General features: G+C 58.0%; 15 protein-coding genes. 12 read left to right on the forward strand and 3 right to left on the reverse strand.

Annotation, left to right across the window (positions count from 1 at the left end; all coding sequences use genetic code 11):
• Window positions 1-123: 123 nt before the first annotated feature.
• Window positions 124-1,155, forward strand: coding sequence for a toxin-antitoxin system YwqK family antitoxin (locus Q5H93_RS01255; RefSeq protein ID WP_305004655.1), 1,032 nt, complete (start codon window positions 124-126; stop codon window positions 1,153-1,155).
• Here Q5H93_RS01255 and Q5H93_RS01260 read toward each other — a convergent pair.
• Window positions 1,152-1,511 (reverse strand): YraN family protein, encoded by a 360-nt coding sequence (locus Q5H93_RS01260; RefSeq protein ID WP_305004656.1) that lies wholly within the window; start codon window positions 1,509-1,511, stop codon window positions 1,152-1,154. The genes Q5H93_RS01255 and Q5H93_RS01260 overlap by 4 nt on opposite strands.
• A gap of 112 nt (window positions 1,512-1,623) precedes the next feature.
• On the opposite strand from Q5H93_RS01260, the gene lipB reads away from it, so the two are divergent.
• From lipB to porN (Q5H93_RS01315), 11 genes are all read left to right on the forward strand, one after another.
• Complete coding sequence (gene lipB, locus Q5H93_RS01265) at window positions 1,624-2,409, forward strand: lipoyl(octanoyl) transferase LipB (RefSeq protein ID WP_305004657.1); 786 nt, start codon at window positions 1,624-1,626, stop codon at window positions 2,407-2,409.
• 57 nt (window positions 2,410-2,466) lie between these two features.
• A complete protein-coding gene (locus Q5H93_RS01270; protein WP_305004658.1) occupies window positions 2,467-2,883 on the forward strand; it encodes a hypothetical protein in 417 nt (138 codons plus the stop codon).
• Between the two features lie 57 nt (window positions 2,884-2,940).
• On the forward strand, window positions 2,941-4,023 hold the full coding sequence (locus tag Q5H93_RS01275; RefSeq protein WP_305004659.1) for an MraY family glycosyltransferase: 1,083 nt from the start codon (window positions 2,941-2,943) through the stop codon (window positions 4,021-4,023).
• Between the two features lie 7 nt (window positions 4,024-4,030).
• Complete coding sequence (locus Q5H93_RS01280) at window positions 4,031-5,215, forward strand: DUF4271 domain-containing protein (protein WP_305004660.1); 1,185 nt, start codon at window positions 4,031-4,033, stop codon at window positions 5,213-5,215.
• 81 nt (window positions 5,216-5,296) lie between these two features.
• Window positions 5,297-6,127 carry a uroporphyrinogen-III synthase gene (locus Q5H93_RS01285; RefSeq protein ID WP_305004661.1) on the forward strand — a complete coding sequence of 277 codons (831 nt, stop codon included), beginning with the start codon at window positions 5,297-5,299 and terminating at the stop codon, window positions 6,125-6,127.
• A gap of 149 nt (window positions 6,128-6,276) precedes the next feature.
• Entirely contained in the window at window positions 6,277-7,275 is a 999-nt protein-coding gene (locus Q5H93_RS01290) for a PorP/SprF family type IX secretion system membrane protein (protein ID WP_305004662.1), read from the forward strand.
• A 252-nt stretch (window positions 7,276-7,527) separates the two neighbouring features.
• Entirely contained in the window at window positions 7,528-8,544 is a 1,017-nt protein-coding gene (gene porK / locus Q5H93_RS01295) for a T9SS ring complex lipoprotein PorK/GldK (RefSeq protein WP_305004663.1), read from the forward strand.
• Between the two features lie 90 nt (window positions 8,545-8,634).
• Window positions 8,635-9,435: a type IX secretion system motor protein PorL/GldL gene (gene porL / locus Q5H93_RS01300; protein WP_305004664.1), complete on the forward strand. Its 801-nt coding sequence runs from the start codon at window positions 8,635-8,637 to the stop codon at window positions 9,433-9,435.
• A gap of 51 nt (window positions 9,436-9,486) precedes the next feature.
• A complete protein-coding gene (gene porM, locus Q5H93_RS01305) occupies window positions 9,487-11,091 on the forward strand; it encodes a type IX secretion system motor protein PorM/GldM (RefSeq protein ID WP_305004665.1) in 1,605 nt (534 codons plus the stop codon).
• A 51-nt stretch (window positions 11,092-11,142) separates the two neighbouring features.
• On the forward strand, window positions 11,143-12,120 hold the full coding sequence (gene porN, locus Q5H93_RS01310; protein ID WP_305004666.1) for a type IX secretion system ring subunit PorN/GldN: 978 nt from the start codon (window positions 11,143-11,145) through the stop codon (window positions 12,118-12,120).
• A gap of 183 nt (window positions 12,121-12,303) precedes the next feature.
• Entirely contained in the window at window positions 12,304-13,248 is a 945-nt protein-coding gene (gene porN / locus Q5H93_RS01315) for a type IX secretion system ring subunit PorN/GldN (protein WP_305004667.1), read from the forward strand.
• Window positions 13,249-13,330: 82 nt separating this feature from the next.
• On the opposite strand, the gene uvrC is transcribed toward porN (Q5H93_RS01315), so the two are convergent.
• Complete coding sequence (uvrC, locus tag Q5H93_RS01320; RefSeq protein ID WP_305004668.1) at window positions 13,331-15,139, reverse strand: excinuclease ABC subunit UvrC; 1,809 nt, start codon at window positions 15,137-15,139, stop codon at window positions 13,331-13,333.
• Window positions 15,140-15,492: 353 nt separating this feature from the next.
• A complete protein-coding gene (locus Q5H93_RS01325) occupies window positions 15,493-17,829 on the reverse strand; it encodes a penicillin-binding protein 1A (RefSeq protein ID WP_369810974.1) in 2,337 nt (778 codons plus the stop codon).
• Window positions 17,830-17,864 lie beyond the last annotated feature (35 nt).

A 17,864-nucleotide genomic window follows, 5' to 3' on the forward strand; every position in this document is an offset into this window, starting at 1 on the left:
CGGCTCGGCCAAATTCGCTTTCCATTCACCCATTCAGCCATTCGCCCATTCACCCATTGAAACCGCAGGCACTAAATGGCCCTACCTTTGCGTTGAGGCGGCGATATATTATCTGGTTGATTCATGCTGAATACCCGTTTGTGGCTGCGGCCGCTGCGCTTTTCCGTCATTGCCCTGCTGCTGCTCACGCTCCTGCCGTGGGCCTGCACCCGTAAAACCGTTTCCTTCAACACCACGCCCGAGCCGCCGGTCGCCGTGGTCGTGGCCGATACCCTCACCCGCCTCGCCGACTCGCTCAAGGGCAAGCCCTCGCTGAGCACGGCCCGCAAAGTGGTATTGACCAAGGAAGAGGAGCGCGCTGCCAAGGAAAAAGAGAAGGCCGCCCAGCGCAAGTCGAAGAAAAAGAAGAAGAAGCTGTTTCTCGGCGAGCGTACCAAGAAAGCTTTCGTGAAGAGCGGCCCCAAAGGCCGCAACCAGGTAATCGAGATTTTCTATTACCTGCGCTACTTTCAGCAGCCCAATCCCTACGCCCCGGCCCGCTACTACTACAACTCCAAGAAGCATAAAATCTTCAAGGCTACCGGCGAGATTACGCCGGACATGAAAATTCTGCACGGTCCCTACAAGAAAATGCAGAACAACAAGGTGCTCGAAACCGGCTACTATGCCCTCGGCACCAAGCACCTGCGCTGGGAGCGAATGGACAAAAACGGCATCCTGCTGGCCAAAACGCACTACGAGATGGGCTTCCCGCGCGACGCCAACATCAGCTACTACGGCAACGACCGCAGCCTTATCAACGAGGTGGTGCCCTACATCAACGGCAAGCTGGAGGGCGATTACGCCAAGTTCACCATCGAAGGCCAGCGCGAGTGGACCGGCCAGTTCGAGAACGGCCACAAAGTAGGGGAGTGGACGCACTACTGGGGCTTCCGCAACCGCAAGCAGCACATCTACCAGTACCCCGAGTCGGGCTACGACCCCGAGGTAGAAGAGCCGGAGCTGATAAAGGAGTACAACCGCAACGCCATCCTCATCTACGACAAAGAAACCGGCCTCGACAAGCGCGGCATGACCGAGCAGGAGCAGGCCCCCAAAGGCCGGGCCGTGCCCAAGGCGCCCGCCAAAGTACAGCCCAAACGGGCCAGGCCTTAGTAGAAAGCGTCTTCGAAATGCTCCAGCCGGAAGCCGCTACTGAGCTGCGTCAGGGCAATAATGTCGAAGCGGATATCGCCGCGCCAGTCCAGTTCCTCCTGCAAATGCGTGGCGGCCAGTCGGAATAATTCTTTCTTGCGGGCCGATACAAACGTTTCGGGCGTACCGAACTGGCTGCCCGAGCGGGTTTTTACCTCCACAAATAGCAGCAGTGCCGTGCCCTGCCGGGCCACCACATCCACCTCGGCGCGGCCGTGGCGGTAGCCCCGCGCCAGCACCTCGAAACCCTGGGCCGTGAGGTAGTCGGCCGCCGCGCTTTCGCCAGCCTGGCCTAAGTCGTGCGGGATGTGTGCCATGTGGAAAATCAGGAATGCAACCGGCAAATAAAGCCCGGCAAACGCATTCGGCCGGCAAAGCCTGCTGCTGCTAGTACCTTTGCACCCCCGAAGGCTTTGCGCCCGCTATTTTATGGAACAGTATTCGACCTGCTTTGCTCCCGAGCCCACTCCGGCAGCTAGCGCAATTCCGGCTGCCGGACCCGTCGGGCAGCACCTGCAGGTGCACCGCCTGGGGCTGGTAGAATACGTGCCCACCTGGGACCAGCAGGAAGAGCTGCTGGCCGCCACCGTGGCCATCAAAACCCACAACCGCCAGGCCGAGGCCACCGGCGGCCCCTTCCTGCCCACGCCCAACCACCTGCTGCTCTGCGAGCACCCGCACACCTATACCCTGGGCAAAAGCGGCAAGCCCGAGCACCTGCTGCTCGACGAAGCCGCCCTGGCCGCCCACGGCGCCAGCTACCACCGCATCAACCGCGGTGGCGACATCACCTACCACGGCCCGGGCCAGCTGGTAGGCTACCCCATCCTCGACCTCGACAATTTCCGGCCCGATATCCACTGGTACCTGCGCACGCTGGAGGAGGCCGTCATCCTCACCCTGCGCGAGTACGGCCTGAACCCCGGCCGCATCAGCGGCCTCACCGGTGTGTGGCTCGACTGGGAAGAAAATGCCCCCAACCCCCGCAAAATCTGCGCGATGGGCGTGAAGTGCAGCCGCTGGGTCACCATGCACGGCTTCGCCCTCAACGTCGAGCCCGACCTGAGCTATTTCGGCTACATCGTGCCCTGCGGCATCACCGACAAGACCGTGACCTCGCTGGCGCAGGAGCTGGGCCGCTCGGTGGCCGTGGCCGAAGTGCAGGAGAAGCTGCTCGTACATCTGGCCGCGCAGCTGGGCGCCACGGCGAATTAAATTACTAAATCCGTGAAGCTCAACTTACCCGTAAGCCATGAGTAAGCTCGCGATTCTATGAAAAAAGACATTCCTTTCGAACCCGTAGAAGGCGTTTCCATTGCCATTGTGCCCGACCAGGAGGCGCTCAACCCCGCCGGTCTGCCCATCTGGCAAGTCTACCTGCTCAATCACAACAGCTTCCCGCTCGAAAACGTCATCGTCAACGCTCACGGCTACGGCGAGCAGGAAGACGGCGAGAAAGTGCGCACCAGCACCCTGCGCTACCTTTTCCAGGAAGTGCCGCCGCACGCCGCCGTGCTCGTCGAGCCGCTCGACCCCGGCCTGTTCCACCTCAACAACCAGTACTGGGTAAGCTACTTCCGCGGCTCCCAGATGCTGGATAAAAAGTACATCTTCGTGCCCGATTCCATCGTGCCCGATAATTTCACGCACATTTCCCTGCTCGACCGCATCGGCGTGCTGCATAGCTAAGGGGTTTTTCTTTCGCACCGTTTCCGTTTCTACCCACGGTTTCAGTCATTTATCAACATGAACCATCTTGGTATTCAGCTAGGGCTCTCCGGGATGTGGGCGTTTTTGGTGTCGCTCTTCGCGGTGCCATCCATCATCTACATCGCCCACCTCAAAAACATGCTCGACACGCCCAACGGGCGCACCGTGCATATGTCGCTCACGCCCCGCCTGGGCGGGGTGGCCGTGTTTGCTGGCTTTATGTCGGCCCTCACCATTTTCGCGCCCCTGCACAATGGCGTGAAAGAGCTACTGGCCGGCTGCATTATCCTGTTTTTCGTGGGCTTGAAGGATGACCTCGTCGGCATGTCCGTCGCCAAGAAATTCGTGGGCCAGCTTCTCGCCACCGGCATCGTCATGATAATGGCCGACGTGCGCATCACCAGTTTCCAGGGCATCCTCGGCGTGTACGAGCTGCACATCGGCGTCAGCTACGCCTTCACCCTGGCCATGATTGTGGGCATCACCAACGCCATCAACCTCATCGACGGCCTCGATGGCCTGGCTGGTACCATCGTGCTGATTATCTGCAGCACTTTCGGCTTCTATTTCTACAAATACGGCGGTCCCAGCTTCGGCAACTACGTGTTTGTGGCCGTCTGCCTTGTCGGCGGCATGCTAGGCTTCCTGCGCTACAACTTCCACCGCGCCCCCATTTTCATGGGCGACACGGGCTCGCTCGTCTGCGGCTTCATCGTGTCCATCCTGGCTATTCAATTCATTGAAATGGGCTTGCGCGTGGGCCAGCCGTTCGGCCCCACTTCGCCGGCCGTGGCGCTGGGCATTCTGTTCGTGCCGCTGTTCGATACCCTGCGCGTGTTTACCCTGCGCATGATGGCGGGGCGCTCGCCCTTCTCGCCTGACAAAAACCACGTTCACCACCGCATCCTGGCCATGGGCTTCCAGCAAATCAGTACCGTGATGCTGTTGGGCTTGCTCAATATTCTGGTTATCATGTTTGTTATCAATTTTGCCAACCGACTCGGCAACATGATATTGATTGGCTCTCTGGTTGGCTTCGGGGTGCTGATGAGCATTTTCTTCGGCGTCTATCAAAGCCGGATTTCCCGCCGTCAGCTGGCTGCTTCCAAAAGCAATTAAACTCCCTATGTCGTTACCGGGCCAGCTGCGCACCTTGCTTCTTCTGGCTGGCAGCCTCTGGCTGCTGCTGCGCCCCGCTGCTCTGTACGCTGCCGAGTACCAGCAGCTGCCGCCCGTGCCGCCCACCGGCCTCACCGCCGAGTGGCTCATCCACGATGCGGCCCGCAACCGGCTCATTCTCTACCTACCCGGCTACCACCAGCCCGCCCACGCGTACTACCAGTGGGTGCGCCTGCGTCCCCAGCAGCCGTTCGTGATTTCCTTCACGGCGCGCCCCGGCCTCAGCTTGTTTCTTGACAATCAGCTGATATTCACCGCCACCTCAGCCTCTGCCCACTCCCTTGACCTGAGCCGTCTGCTGCCCGCCCAAATGAAGGCCGGCTCGCACCTGCTCGGCGTTTGGCAGCCCGAAGGCTCCCCGGCGCTATCGTCGTTTTCGTCAGTAACCGCGCCGCCCGCTGCCGCTGGTGGCAGCGTCATTAAATCCACCTGGGCGCAGCCCCGGCTGCCCGGCCCGCAGGGCGAAAGCATTTTTCTGGGCTTCCTGCTGGTACTGGGGCTGCTCTACGGCGGCGTACGCTCCACCTACCAGTCGGGCATGGCGCGCATCTTCCAGGTCGAAGAATTATTTAGCACCGGCAGCGACCAGCAGAGCTTCTTGGTCAAGCCCGCCTTCACGCTGCTCAACCTGCTGCTGGTGCTGCTCTTCGCCCTGTCGGCCGCCCTGCTCCTTACCGCCATCCACACCGACTTGCAAAACCTGCCCCTGCTGCGCCGGTTTATCAACGTGCCGGAGTCCGCTATTGCGGCGCGGGTGCTGCTCTACACCGGCATCATCGCCGCCTTCGTGCTGGGTAAATATCTTTTCCTGGAACTGCTGGCCTACATTTTCGACGTGCAGGAGCTGGTCAACGTACAATACCGCGAGTTCCTGCGCACTACGCTGCTGGCGGGGCTGCTGCTGCCGGTTATCCTGCTGCTATACATTGTGTTCAACGACCGGCTGCCCGGCGTTATCAACGGCGCCGCCAGTGCCGTCATCGCTGGGCTGCTCGTCATTACCGTGCTGCGGGTGGGGCGCACCCTGCACCACTATGCTTCCTTATTCAATCTGCATTTGTTTGCCTATCTTTGCGCTACTGAAGTCCTGCCCTTACTGGTTCTACTTCGGCTTATTGTTTTTACGTACTGATTAGCTCCCGCAATTCCGGCGGTCCGCAGTATCAAATTCGTCTCCTCTATACGTTTCTAGCGTTACCCTTTTTCATCCTGTATGGCCGAAAGTGCAGATAAGCCGGGAACAGGCCGGCACGCCAAGCCCATCCGCAGCATTCTGGTTACCCAGCCCAAGCCCGCCAACGACGTTTCCCCCTACTTTTCGATTGCCGAAAAGTATGGCATCAAGGTTGATTTTCGGGAGTTTATTGAGGTGCAACCGGTGTCTTACAAAGACTTCCGGCGCGAGAAAATTAACATCCTCGAGTACACGGCGGTGATTTTCACCAGCCGCAATGCCGTCGACCACTTCTTTCGCATTTGCCAGGAAGCCAAGCTCGAGATGCCCGCCGAGATGAAGTACTTCTGCATCTCGGAGCAAACCGCCAACTACCTGCAGAAATACATCGTGCTCCGCAAGCGCAAGCTCTTCGTGGGCGAGCGCACGGCCGCCGATTTATTCGACGTCATCAAGAAGCACAAGGGAGAAAAATTTCTCTACCCCTGCTCCGACATTCGCAAGGATGACCTACCGGTATTCATGCGAGCCAACAACCTGAAGTTTTCCGAGGCCGTCATCTACCGCACAGTCGCCGCCGACCTGTCCGATTTGTCCGACGTGAAGTACGACATTCTGGCCTTCTTCAGCCCGTCCGGCATCAGCTCGCTGTTCATCAACTTCCCTGATTTTACGCAGGATGGCACCCGAATAGCCGCCTTCGGCCCCACTACCGCTAAGGCCGTCATCGACGCCGGTCTCATCCTCGATATCGAGGCCCCAATGCCCAACGCGCCCTCCATGACCGGGGCCATCGAGGCCTACATTCGCCGCCACCAGGCGCCCGATGTGGGCAAGGCCGAACCTGCTTCGGACAAGCAAAACGCCTAAATTCGCCAAGCGGCGGGGAACCAAATCAACGGAATTCCTCGCCGTTTTTTTAGCCCCGAATTTTTTGGAAGCTGTTTTTCCACTACATTTGGAAGCTATTCTTGCAACCACCCCCCTCTCCACCCTATTTTCCAACCACCTTAGCCCTTATGAAAGGAACACTACTTGCGACCATGCTGCTGTCTGTAGCGGCTGGCTCGGCCCTCGCCCAGCAACAGCCCCAGTTCACTCACTACGGCCTCAATGGAATGTACTTGAACCCAGCTTACGCTGGTATTAAGGACCGTGGCGAAATCAGCCTGATTGGCCGCTACCAATATTTCAACTACAACGGTACGCTTGACGACGGTGGTTCGCCCCGCACGGGTGTAATCACCGCCTCCATGCCCCTTGCCAACAGCAACGGCGTATTTGGCGGCCTGGGCTTGGCCGTGTTCTACGACCAGGTGGGTGTATCGAAAATGACGAACGCCGCGCTGTCGTACTCGCAACACGTTAAACTGGGCAGCGGTAAGTTGGGCATTGGCTTGCAGGGCTCGTTTACGCGCCTGAGCAAGGGTACCTACCGGGCCATCGACCCCAACGATTCTAACGTGCCTAATGACGGCAGCGACCAGAAATTTGATGCCGGTGCCGGTCTCTGGTACGAGTCGCCGAAGTTCTATGCTGGCGTGAGTATGAACAACTTGCTTCGCTCGGAATACTCCTTCCAGAGCGTTGTGAGCGCTGCTAGCAGCAAATACCTGAGCGAAAACCACGCTTACTTCACCGCCGGATACAATATCGAAGCCTCGTCTTCCGTTGTAGTAACGCCAAACGTGCTCGTGAAAACCGTGCTGCCCGGCAAATTCAGCGACGGCGGCAAATTTGACAACTCCAAAAACTATTCTTACGAAGGCGGCGTTCGCGCCACATTCAACGACCGGTTCTGGGCCGGCCTCAACTACCGCTACGAAGAATCCTTCTCCGGTCTGCTGGGTGCCAGCTTCGCTAAAGACAATGCATTCCGCCTCGGCTACGCCTTCGACTTTGTAGCGTTCAACCAGGATGCTCGTGCCCTCAGCTCGCACGAAATTATGCTCACCTATCGCATGCCGAAGATTAACGTCTTCCGCCCCGCTATCCGTACTCCCCGTTACAGCTTCTAAGCGCTTCTATATTTTGTTAGGCCGCGTCACGGCGTAAAAATTGGGTTTTGGCGGGTCGTCGCCCACCGACTACTTACTCCTAAGAGTAAAGTTGGCCGGGTATATAACGACGTCCGCCGAGCAAAGAAGCTTTTTTGACCGAAAAGCGCCCCCCCAAGCTATTGCATGACAACGCAAAAAAGTGTAGATTTGCCAGCCCATACAAATGCGCTATCGCCGCATCGGCCATTAAACAGACAATTAACCTCTCCCATGAACAAGCTTCTAGCACTATCTCTCTTCGCCCTTAGCGGGGCTCTATTGGGTAGCTGCGCCAGCAAGAGCCCCAGTGGGGACCTTGTAGGTGCAGAAGACCGCCCGGTGTTCAATCCGCAAGAAGTACCCTATGGGATGGTGCCCTGCCCCGGTGGTACGTTCCACATGGGCCAAACCGACCAAGACATTTCGGCCTCGATGGTAAACATGAACAAGCAGGTGACTATCGCCGGCTTCTACATGGACGAAACCGAAATCACCAACAACGAATACCGTCAGTTCGTCGAGGCTATCAAACAAGACTCCATCGACGTGCTCGGCGAAGAGTACGTGATGACTGAACTATACCCTGACACTACGGTATGGGTGCGCGACTTCACTTACCACATGGGTGACCCGCTGCTGGAGTATTACTACACGCACCCCGCATTCGACGAATACCCCGTGGTAGGTGTCGACTGGTTTGCGGCGAAGTATTTCTGCAACTGGCGCACGAAAAATAAAAACCAGGCCAATGAAGAGATTGGCTACGCGGCGATGCCGAACTTCCGTCTGCCCTCCGAGGCTGAGTGGGAATACGCCGCCCGCGGTGGCCGCAACCTGGCTACCTACCCCTGGGGTGGTCCTTACCTGCGCAACAGCAAAGGCTGCATGCTGGGTAACTTCAAGCCCGGCCGCGGCGACTACGCCAGCGACGGCTTCGCCTACACCTCAGAAGTGGGCTCGTTCTTCCCGAACGACTTTGGCCTGTATGATATGGCCGGCAACGTAGCCGAGTGGTGCGATGATGCTTACATGGAAGCTTCGGTGCCGGTGGTATGGGACTTGAACCCCACCAACCCCGACGACAATGAGCCCCGCAAAGTAGTGCGTGGCGGTTCGTGGAAAGATATCGCGTATTTCCTCGAAACCGGCGCCCGCAACTTTGAATACCAGGACTCGTCGCGTTCCTACATCGGGTTCCGCTGCTCGATGATTCAAATCGGCATGGGCACCAACAGTTCGCTGAACTAATCCCTGATAACACACCCAAGCTTTAACCCGCTTCCAACCCTCCTCATTCTTTCACACACCTTCTTCAACCTTCTCTTCTTTTAACCCCCCATGGCCGCTAAATCCAACTTCTTCTATGACTCGGTGATGCCCAAAATCTATGGCATCGGCGCTGCAGTAGTTATCATTGGTGCTCTATTCAAAATTCTTCACTTGGATGGTGCCGACACCATGCTCATCGTGGGTCTGGGCACCGAGGCTGTTATCTTCTTCCTGAGCGCATTCCAGCCCAACCCGACCGAGGTTGACTGGTCGCTGGTGTATCCCGAGCTGAGCGAAGGCTACGAAGGTGGTGCTACCCCTGCCGAAAAAAACACGGGCAAAGGTCTGACCACCAAGCTCGACGACATGATGAAGAATGCTAACATCACGCCGGAATCCATTACCTCGCTGGGCCAGGGCCTGAACCGCCTGAGCACTACCACTTCGCAGCTGTCGCAGCTGGGCGAGGCTACCAACGTAACCGACGAATACACCAAGAAAGTACGCGCTGCTGCCCAATCGCTCGACGGCATCAACAAAGCTTACTCGAACACGGTAGAGGCCATCACCGCTATGTCGAACGCTACCTCGGATGCCAAAGAGTACCACCTGCAAGTGCAGAACGTGACCAAAAACCTGGGCGCTCTGAATGCAGTGTACGAAATGGAGCTCCAGGATGCCAACACCCACCTGAAGTCGATGAACCAGTTCTACGGTACCCTCGGCAAAGCCATGGAGAACATGACCCAAGCTGGCAAAGAAACCGAAAACTTCCAGAAGCAAGTAACCGACCTGACCGGTAACCTGACTTCGCTCAACCGCGTGTACGGCAACATGCTGAACGCCATGCGTACCAGCGCTTCGGCTTAATTGCCGGGCAGCCCAAACATTCCTTCCACCCTTACTTAAGGAAACCTATAAATGGCAGGCGGAAAAGAAACCCCGCGGCAGAAGATGATTGGCATGATGTATCTCGTGCTAACCGCTCTGCTTGCGCTCCAGGTACAATCGGCAGTAATGCTGAAATTTAAGTTCATTGACGACGGTCTGCTGGAAATTAACGGCAAAACGGACGTGGCAGCTAACGGCACCATCAAGAGCATTGAGAAGGCCGTAATCGACAACAAAAACCAGGTAAAAGACCAGGCAATCCTGAAGGAAAGCGAGCAAATCCGGGCTAAAACCAAGGAAATGATTGCTTACCTGCGTGATGTTCGTGACAAGCTGGTGGTAGCAACCAAGAACCCTAAAGGTGCTACCGAATACAAAGACATCAACGCTGACGGCGAGGTGGCTAATACCATGATTGGCGGTACTAAGAAGAACGGCCTTGGCTACCCGCTGAAAGCTAAACTGAATGAGTACTCAACATTCATTCAGAAATACGTGCCCAGTGTAGTTCCGCTGGCACTGGACGGCAAAGAGGATAAGCGTATTCTGAACGCTAAGGACCAGCATACCAAAGAACAGAAGAGCAAAGACTTTGCCGAGCTGAACTTTGAAAGCACCCCGCTGGTAGCAGCCCTTGCCACGCTATCGGAGAAGGAAACCGAAGTGCTGAAATACGAAGCTGAGGCTCTCCAAATTCAGGCTGCCAAAGTAGGTGCTCAGACAGTGAAGTTCGACAAAATCTCGGCCTTTGCCTCGGCTGAATCGAATACTGTAGCCGCTGGTACTAAGTACAAAGCTGAATTGTTCCTAACGGCTTCGGCCTCGGGTCTCAACCCAAAAATGACCCTGAACGGCGGCCCCTTGTCGGTATCGCCCGATGGTAAAGGTAAAGTTGAGTTCACGGCTCGTCCCGGCGGCTTCGATAAAGATGGCAATGCCAAGGCTTCGTGGACGGGTACTATCCGCTTCAACCAAGGTGGTCGCGACACTACTTTCACCGTGAAAGTGCCTTACACCATCACCAAGCCGGTAATGCAGATTCAGTCGGCTTCGGTGCAGGCATTGTACTTCAAGTGCGGCAACAAGCTGAACGTATCGGTGCCTGCATTGGGTGCTCAGTACAAGCCTAGCTTCTCGGCTTCGGGGGCTACGGTGATGGCTGGTGCCAAAGTGGGTGACGTAACGCTGATTCCGAACTCGAAAGAGGTAACGCTGAACGTAAGCAGCGCTGGCAATGCCATCGGTTCGCAGACGTTCCAGGTTCGTCCGATTCCCAAGCCCGACATTCAGTGCTGGGTAGGTGGCCGTCAGGTTAACGAGAAGCAGGGTACTCCTGGTACCGCTGTGCGCAACATGACGCTGAAAGCCGTTCCGGATGCTGGCTTCGCTACCTTCCTGCCGGATGATGCCCGCTACCGGGTATCGCGCTACGAAGTGACGCTGGTGCGTGGTCGTCGTCCGGCCTTGTCGCCCAAAACCGTTTCGGGCCCGAATGTTGACAACACCGACATCGTGAATAACTACCGCGAAGGTGACCGTATCTACGTTGAAGTGAAAGAGGTGCAACGCCAGAACTTCCAAGGCAACGTGGAGAACGTGAACGTTTCGAAAAACTTCAACATTCCGCTGCTGTAACTTCGAGTCTATCACTGTCGAATTACAACCCCCTTCTTTAGCTTATCAGTTATGAAATCCTCTCACATTTTGGCTGCTCTGACGGCGGGACTGACGCTTTCGCTGTCGGCCTCGGCCCAGGAACAAGCCACTACGGCGAGCAGCAATGGCTCGAACCGTCCTATCCCGACTTCCGACCAGATGTTCCGCAAGACCATCTGGCGTCAGATTGACCTGCGTGAAAAGCAGAACAAACCGATGTTCTCGGAAGGCAAGGAAATCAGCCGGGTAATCATCGAAGCTGTGAAGCGCGGTGAACTGCAGGCCTACAAAGGCGATTCGCTGACGTCAACCTACACGCCGCAGGAGGTTTCGGGCCGCATGTCGTATGCCGACAAAGGCAACGAACTGAGCGAGGAAGAAAAGGCAGCCGGCTTTTCGGCTGACGATATGGGAGGTGGTGATGACTGGGGGACCCCGGCTGGTGCTAAAAAGGCCGCCCCTAAGACGGAGCGTCGTCAGAAACTGGATGCCGCTGGCAAGCCAATGAAAGACAAAAAGGGCCGGGCCATCTACGAAACGGTAGCCGTGACCCCGCCGCCCGCCGCTGCCAAGCCGAAGCCTAACTACGAGTACCGCTACAAGGACTTGTATGAAATCGAGCTGAAGGAGGATATGATTTTCGACAAGAAACGGTCGAGAATGTATCACGACATCAAAACCATCACGCTGCACGTGCCGTCGGCTGCTCCGGGCAACGTATCGGGGATTGAATCGCCGATTGCGACGTTCAAGTACAGCGACCTGGTGAAGGTGTTCCGCAACAATCCGCAAAACGCCATCTGGTTCAACGCGCAGAACGATGCGCAGCACAAGAACCTGGCCGATGCGTTTGAGCTGTGGCTGTTCAACTCGTACATCACGAAAGTGTCGAACCCCGGCGACAGCATGCTGTCGGATGTGTACGGCACCGAGCGTGACGGCATTCTGGCCGCTCAGCAGACTGCTTCCGACCTCGTGGAGTATGAATACAACCTGTGGTCGTTCTAAGGCTGTAGTAGCTTAGATTAAGATTAGAAAGGCCCCTGGCGTTATGCCAGGGGCCTTTTTTTGTTTAGCGCTTGGCAGGATAGATTTTTTTTCGCAGTTGATGTGCAGAAAGCAGTGGGGGGGCATCGGGATACTAACGGCGGGAGGCTGCCGTTACCAACACATCACTTAATCCCCCACACCATGCGCCCAATTCATTCTTTCGCTGCCCTTAGTGCAGGAGTTCTTTTCGCACTGGCGGCCACGGCGCAGCCGGGAGCCGAAACCGCTTACACGGTGAACAGCACTGGCTCCGTGAAAAACATTTCCAACTCGGACCAGCTTTTCCGTAAGAGCATCTGGCGGATGATGGACCTGCGGGAAAAGCAGAACCAGCCGATGTTTTCGCAGGGCCGGGAGATTAGCCGGGTGCTGATAGAGGCGGTGAAGCACGGGGAGCTGCAGGCATATCAGAACGACTCGCTGACGTCCACCTTTACTATTAAGCAGGTGGTGGCAAACATGTCGTTTGCGGAAGGTGGCGATGGGCGGAGCCAGGCGGAAATTGATGCCGACATCTCCAGCGACGACAGCGACAACTGGGAGCAGGCCAGCCGCCGGCAGCCGCGGCTGGATGGCCGGGGCCGGCCAATGCGCGACCGCAGCGGGCAGATACTGTACGAAACGGTGGCAAATGCCCGGCCGGTGAAGCCCAAAGCCAGCAGCTACGAGTACCGCTACAAGGACCTGTACCAGCTGGAGCTGAAGGAAGCGTTGGTGTTCGATAAGAAGAAGTCGCGCATGGTGCACGACATTCAGACCCTAACGTTGTTTGTGCCGTCGGCGGCGCCGGGGAACGAGTCGGGGATTGAGAAGCCGATTGCCACGTTTAAGTATGCCGATTTGGTGCGGGTGTTCCGGCAGCACCCGGAGGTGGCGGTGTGGTTTAATGCACAGAATGATGCGCAGCACAAGAACCTGGCCGATGCGTTTGAGCTGGGGCTGTTTCACTCCTACATCACCAAGATTTCGAACCCGCGCAATGAGCGGCTGGCCGATACCTATGGCAGCGAGCAGCAGGGCGTGCTGGCGGCGCAGCAGTCGGCCGCCGACCTGGTAGAGTACGAATACAACCTGTGGTCTTACTAAACCGCAGATTCAGGCAGATTACTTAGGTGGCCAGAGAGAACTGGAAATGAAAAAGCCCTCGCGATTCGCGGGGGCTTTTTTGTTAGGCTTCGGCTTGGGTCTGCGAGTCGAAGTAGGCTTGCAGGACCTTGGTCTTGGCTTTGCCGATTTCGGCGATGAGCTCCTGCTCGCTGAGCTCGCGGATTTTTTTCACCGACTTGAATTTGTTGAGCAGCTTGTCGGCGGTGACGGGGCCGAGGCCTTTGACGTCGGTGAGCTCGGTTTTGAGCGTGGCGTCGTCGCGGGTTTTGCGGTGGAAGGTGATGCCGAAGCGGTGGACTTCGTCGCGCATGCGCTGGATGAGGCGTAGCGTTTCGCTCTTTTTATCGATGTAGAGGGGGAGGGGGTCGTTGGGGACGTAGATTTCTTCGAGGCGCTTGGCGATGCCGACGATGGGAATCTGGCCCCAGAGGTTGAGGTCTTTCAGGGCCTTGACGGCCATGCTGAGCTGGCCCTTGCCGCCGTCTACGATTACCAGCTGCGGGAGGCTCTGGCCTTCATCGACGAGGCGGCGGTAGCGGCGCGTGATGACTTCGTACATCGTGTCGAAGTCGTTGGCCCCGACCACGGTTTTGACGTGGTAGTGGCGGTAGTCTTTCTTGCTGGGGCGGGCGTTGCGGAAGCACACCATGGCCGATACCGGGAAGTCGCCCTGGAAGTTGGAGTTATCGAAGCACTCGATGTGCTTGGGCAGCTCCTTCAGGCGGAGGTCTTTTTTCATGGTTTCCATGATGCGGACCTCGTTCACGTCCTTGCTGCGCTCGTTCATGCTTTCCTTTTCCTTGCGGGCGTAGAGCACGTTTTTGAGGGCTAATTCGAGCAGCTTGCGCTTGTCGCCGATTTGGGGGACGGCCAGGGTGATGCCGGGCAGCGGCAGCTCCAGCGCCACGTTGGTGAGGATTTCGCGCGACTCGCTTTCGAACTCCTGGCGCATCTGCATCACCAGTGGGGCGAGGATTTCGGCGTCGTCTTCGTCCAGCTTCTTAGTTAATTCTACCGATTGGGTGAGGATGATGGAGCCGTTCATGACCTTCAGATAGGTCACGAAGGCGCTTTTTTCGTTCGAAGCGATGGCGAAGACATCGATGTTGGTCAGGCTGGCGTTGACGATGGTGCTCTTGGCCTGGAAGGCTTCGAGCTTGTCGAGCTTCGTCTTGAACTGGTGGGCCAGCTCGTACTGCATGCCTTGGGCGGCGGCCGTCATCTTCTCCCGGAAGTACTGCTTGGGGATGCGCAAATCGCCGCCGAGGATGTTGCGGATTTGCTGGATGTACTGATTGTAAGTGGCCTCGTCTTCGCGGGCTATGCAGGGGGCGTTGCAGTTGCCGATTTGCAACTCCAGGCAGGGCCGGAACTTGCCGGCTTCGATGTTTTCCTCGGTCAGTTTGTAGTTGCAGGTGCGCAGGGGGTAGAGGGCGCGGATAAGCTCAAGCAGGATGTTGAGCGAGGTGCCGTTGGCGTAGGGGCCGTAGTAGCGCGAGCCGTCGTTTATCTTGTTGCGGGTGGGGATGAGGCGCGGAAAACGCTCGTTGGTGATGCAGAGGAAGGGGTAGGTTTTGCCGTCCTTGAGCAGGATGTTGTACTTGGGCTGGTGCTGCTTGATGAGGTTATTCTCGAGCAGAAAGGCGTCGGACTCGCTATCCACAATCGTAAACTCCAGGCGCTTGATGTTCTTGACCAGCTGCTGGGTTTTCTTGTTGTGGTCCTGCTTGGTGAAGTAGCTCGATACGCGCTTGCGCAGGTCGATGGCCTTGCCCACGTAGATGATGCCCTCGTCGTCGAAATACTTGTAGATGCCGGGCTTGTGGGGCAGGGCGCTGATTTGAGCCTGGAGTTCGGGTTTGGCGGCCATAGCGGGCGAGGGAATATCGGGGAGTACGCGGCCCGGCGGCGGGTTGTTGGGCCGGGGCGTGGGGCGTTTTTCTTAACACCAAAAGACCCGCAAAAGTGGCGGGTCTTTTCGAATAATCAGGTGCGGGACGGCGGGAGCGGCGGCCGTTTCGCAGGGTCTTAACGCCGCTTCGCAACGGCCTGACGCCATTTCGCAGCCTCTTAACGCCATTTCGCAGGGTCTTCCCGCCGGCGTTAAGAGGCTGCGAAATGGCGTTAAGCCCCTGCGAAACGGCGGGAAGAAGCTACGAAGCGGCGGCAAGACCCAGCGAAACGGCGTCAGGCCGTTGCGAAGCGGCGGGCACCCCCGGCGGCCTAGATGTCCTTGTCGTCCAGGTCGCCCAGCTCCACCGGGGCCATCTTCTGGTCGTAGGGGATGGTGTCGCGCTGGCCGCCGTAGTACTTCGAGCAGTCGGTTTCGATGGTGAGCGGGGCGGTGGGCTTGGGGAAGGGCGCCGTGCTGATGCCGATGCTCTTGTCCTTGTACACTTTCTGCATGAAGATGCCGTAGAGCGGCAGCGCCAGGCGGGCCCCCTGGCCGTAGGCGCCGGTGCGGAAGTGAATGCTGCGGTCTTCGCCGCCAATCCACATGCCGCACACCAGGTCGGGGGTGATGCCCATAAACCAGGCGTCGGAGTAGTTGGAAGTGGTGCCGGTTTTGGCCCCGATTTCGTAGGGGAATTTGAAGCCGGTGTGCAGGATGGTGCTGGTGCCGCCGCGCTCGGTGGTGCTGGCTTGCAGCATGTAAGTCATCAGGTAAGCAGTTTCCTCGCTCAGCACTTCCTTGGTTTGGGGCACGAATTCGCGGAGGACGTTGCTGTTCTTGTCCTCGATGCGGGTGACCATGATGGGGGAGGTCCAGACGCCCTTGTTGACGAAGGTGGCGTAGGCCGAGCACATCTCGTAAATGCTGCAATCCGACGCCCCGAAGCCCATGGAGGGCACCGGGTCAATGGGCGAGGTGATGCCGAGACGCTTGGCGTAGCCGGCGATGGTTTCGGGCGTGAGCTTCATCACCAGCCAGGCCGTGATGGAGTTCATGGAGCGGGCCAGGGCCTGCCGCAGCGTGAAGGTGCGGCCCGAGAAGCCGCCCTCGAAGTTCTGGGGCGTGTAGGGCGCCCGGCCGGCCACCGGCGGGAAGGTGGTAGCCACGTCGGGCCGCGGGAAGCAGGGCGAATAGCCCTGGTCGATGGCCGCCGTGTACACGATGGGCTTGAACGTGGAGCCCGGCTGGCGCTTGCCCTGCCGCACGTGGTCGAACTTAAAGAACTTGTAATTCGGCCCGCCCACCCAGGCTTTGATTTGACCGTTGAGCGGGTTCAGGGCCATAAAGCCGGCGCGCAGGTAGCGCTTGTAGTACTCCAGCGAGTCCATCGGCGACATCAGCATCTCCTTCTCGCCCTGCCAGGTAAATACCGGCATACGGTACTTCTTGCGCAGGTAGTAATTCACCGAGTCCATGTTGCCGTCGTACTGATTCACGAGCGACTTGTAGCGCTGGGTGCGCTTCATGGCCGTGTTCAGGAAGCCGGGGATGACCTTGCCCTTCTCGTCGCGCCAGGGCAGCTGGCCCTTCCAGTGGGCCGAAAACCACTTCTGCTGGAGCGCGAGGTGCTCGGCCACGGCCTGCTCGGCGTACTTCTGCATGCGCGAGTCGATGGTGGTGTAGATTTTCAGGCCGTCGGAGTAGAGGTCGTGGTCGGTTTCCTTGGCCCAGCCGAGCAGGGTTTTGGCCAGCTCGGTGCGGAAGTAGGGGGCCAGGCCCTTGGTCTGGTTCTCCACGTTGTAGTGCAGGGTAATAGGCTTGGCCGTGTCGGCGGCCAGCTCGGCGGCCGTCACGTAGCCGTACTTGTTCATCTGGCGCAGCACCCAGTTGCGGCGGCGGCGCGAGCGCTGCGGGTGCGCCACGGGGCTGAAGCGGGAGGGCGCGTTCACGATGCCCACCAGCAGGGCGGCCTCGGGCGTCGTCAGGTCCTTGGGCTTCTTGTTGAAGAAGGTGTGGGCCGCCGTGTTCACGCCGAAAGCATTGGAGCCGTAATCGACGGTGTTAAAGTACATGCGGATAATCTCGCGCTTCGTGTAGTTGCGCTCCAGCCGGATGGCCAGAATCCACTCCTTGGTTTTGGTGATGAGCAGGCCGAGCTTGTTCTCGCCGTTGAGGGCGCCGTCGTTGAGGTTGCTGCTTTCGCCCGGCCGGGTTTTGAACAAGACTTTGGCCACCTGCTGCGTGAGCGTCGAGCCGCCGCCGCTGCGCCCCAGCCCCGCCACGGCCCGCATAATGGACTTGAAATCGACGCCCGAGTGCTCTTCGAAGCGCACATCCTCGGTGGCAATGAGGGCGTCAATAAGGTTTTGGGGCAGGTCTTTGAAGTCGGCCGGAGTCCGGTTTTCGCGAAAGTATTTGCCCAGCAGCACGCCATCGGCCGAGTACACTTCCGAAGCCAGCTCGCTGCGCGGGTTCTCCAGCGTTTTCAGGTTCGGCATCTTGCCGAAAAGATTCATGAAGTTGACGCTCACCGCCAGCACGTACAGCAGCAGCGTCACCGTGCCCAGGCCAAACAGCACCCACATGGTGCGCACAAAGGCCGTGAACCGCCCCGGCCGCTGGGGCTTATACACGATTTTGGGACGCGGAGGAACGGGAGCAGACATAAACAGCGAATTCAGAAATAATTGACAAAGTTAGG

Source organism: Hymenobacter aranciens (assembly GCF_030580865.1).
Classification (GTDB): Bacteria; Bacteroidota; Bacteroidia; order Cytophagales; family Hymenobacteraceae; genus Hymenobacter; species Hymenobacter aranciens.

Excerpts from the sequence above, each read along its gene's own strand:
- Q5H93_RS01325 (WP_369810974.1), bottom strand. The coding sequence starts at position 17,829 with ATGTCTGCTCCCGTTCCTCCGCGTCCCAAAATCGTGTATAAGCCCCAG.
- porN (WP_305004667.1), top strand. The coding sequence starts at position 12,304 with ATGCGCCCAATTCATTCTTTCGCTGCCCTTAGTGCAGGAGTTCTTTTC.
- uvrC (WP_305004668.1), bottom strand. The coding sequence starts at position 15,139 with ATGGCCGCCAAACCCGAACTCCAGGCTCAAATCAGCGCCCTGCCCCAC.
- Q5H93_RS01260 (WP_305004656.1), bottom strand. The coding sequence starts at position 1,511 with ATGGCACACATCCCGCACGACTTAGGCCAGGCTGGCGAAAGCGCGGCG.
- lipB (WP_305004657.1), top strand. The coding sequence starts at position 1,624 with ATGGAACAGTATTCGACCTGCTTTGCTCCCGAGCCCACTCCGGCAGCT.
- Q5H93_RS01280 (WP_305004660.1), top strand. The coding sequence starts at position 4,031 with ATGTCGTTACCGGGCCAGCTGCGCACCTTGCTTCTTCTGGCTGGCAGC.
- porK (WP_305004663.1), top strand. The coding sequence starts at position 7,528 with ATGAACAAGCTTCTAGCACTATCTCTCTTCGCCCTTAGCGGGGCTCTA.
- Q5H93_RS01285 (WP_305004661.1), top strand. The coding sequence starts at position 5,297 with ATGGCCGAAAGTGCAGATAAGCCGGGAACAGGCCGGCACGCCAAGCCC.
- porN (WP_305004666.1), top strand. The coding sequence starts at position 11,143 with ATGAAATCCTCTCACATTTTGGCTGCTCTGACGGCGGGACTGACGCTT.
- porL (WP_305004664.1), top strand. The coding sequence starts at position 8,635 with ATGGCCGCTAAATCCAACTTCTTCTATGACTCGGTGATGCCCAAAATC.
- Q5H93_RS01275 (WP_305004659.1), top strand. The coding sequence starts at position 2,941 with ATGAACCATCTTGGTATTCAGCTAGGGCTCTCCGGGATGTGGGCGTTT.
- Q5H93_RS01290 (WP_305004662.1), top strand. The coding sequence starts at position 6,277 with ATGAAAGGAACACTACTTGCGACCATGCTGCTGTCTGTAGCGGCTGGC.
- porM (WP_305004665.1), top strand. The coding sequence starts at position 9,487 with ATGGCAGGCGGAAAAGAAACCCCGCGGCAGAAGATGATTGGCATGATG.
- Q5H93_RS01270 (WP_305004658.1), top strand. The coding sequence starts at position 2,467 with ATGAAAAAAGACATTCCTTTCGAACCCGTAGAAGGCGTTTCCATTGCC.
- Q5H93_RS01255 (WP_305004655.1), top strand. The coding sequence starts at position 124 with ATGCTGAATACCCGTTTGTGGCTGCGGCCGCTGCGCTTTTCCGTCATT.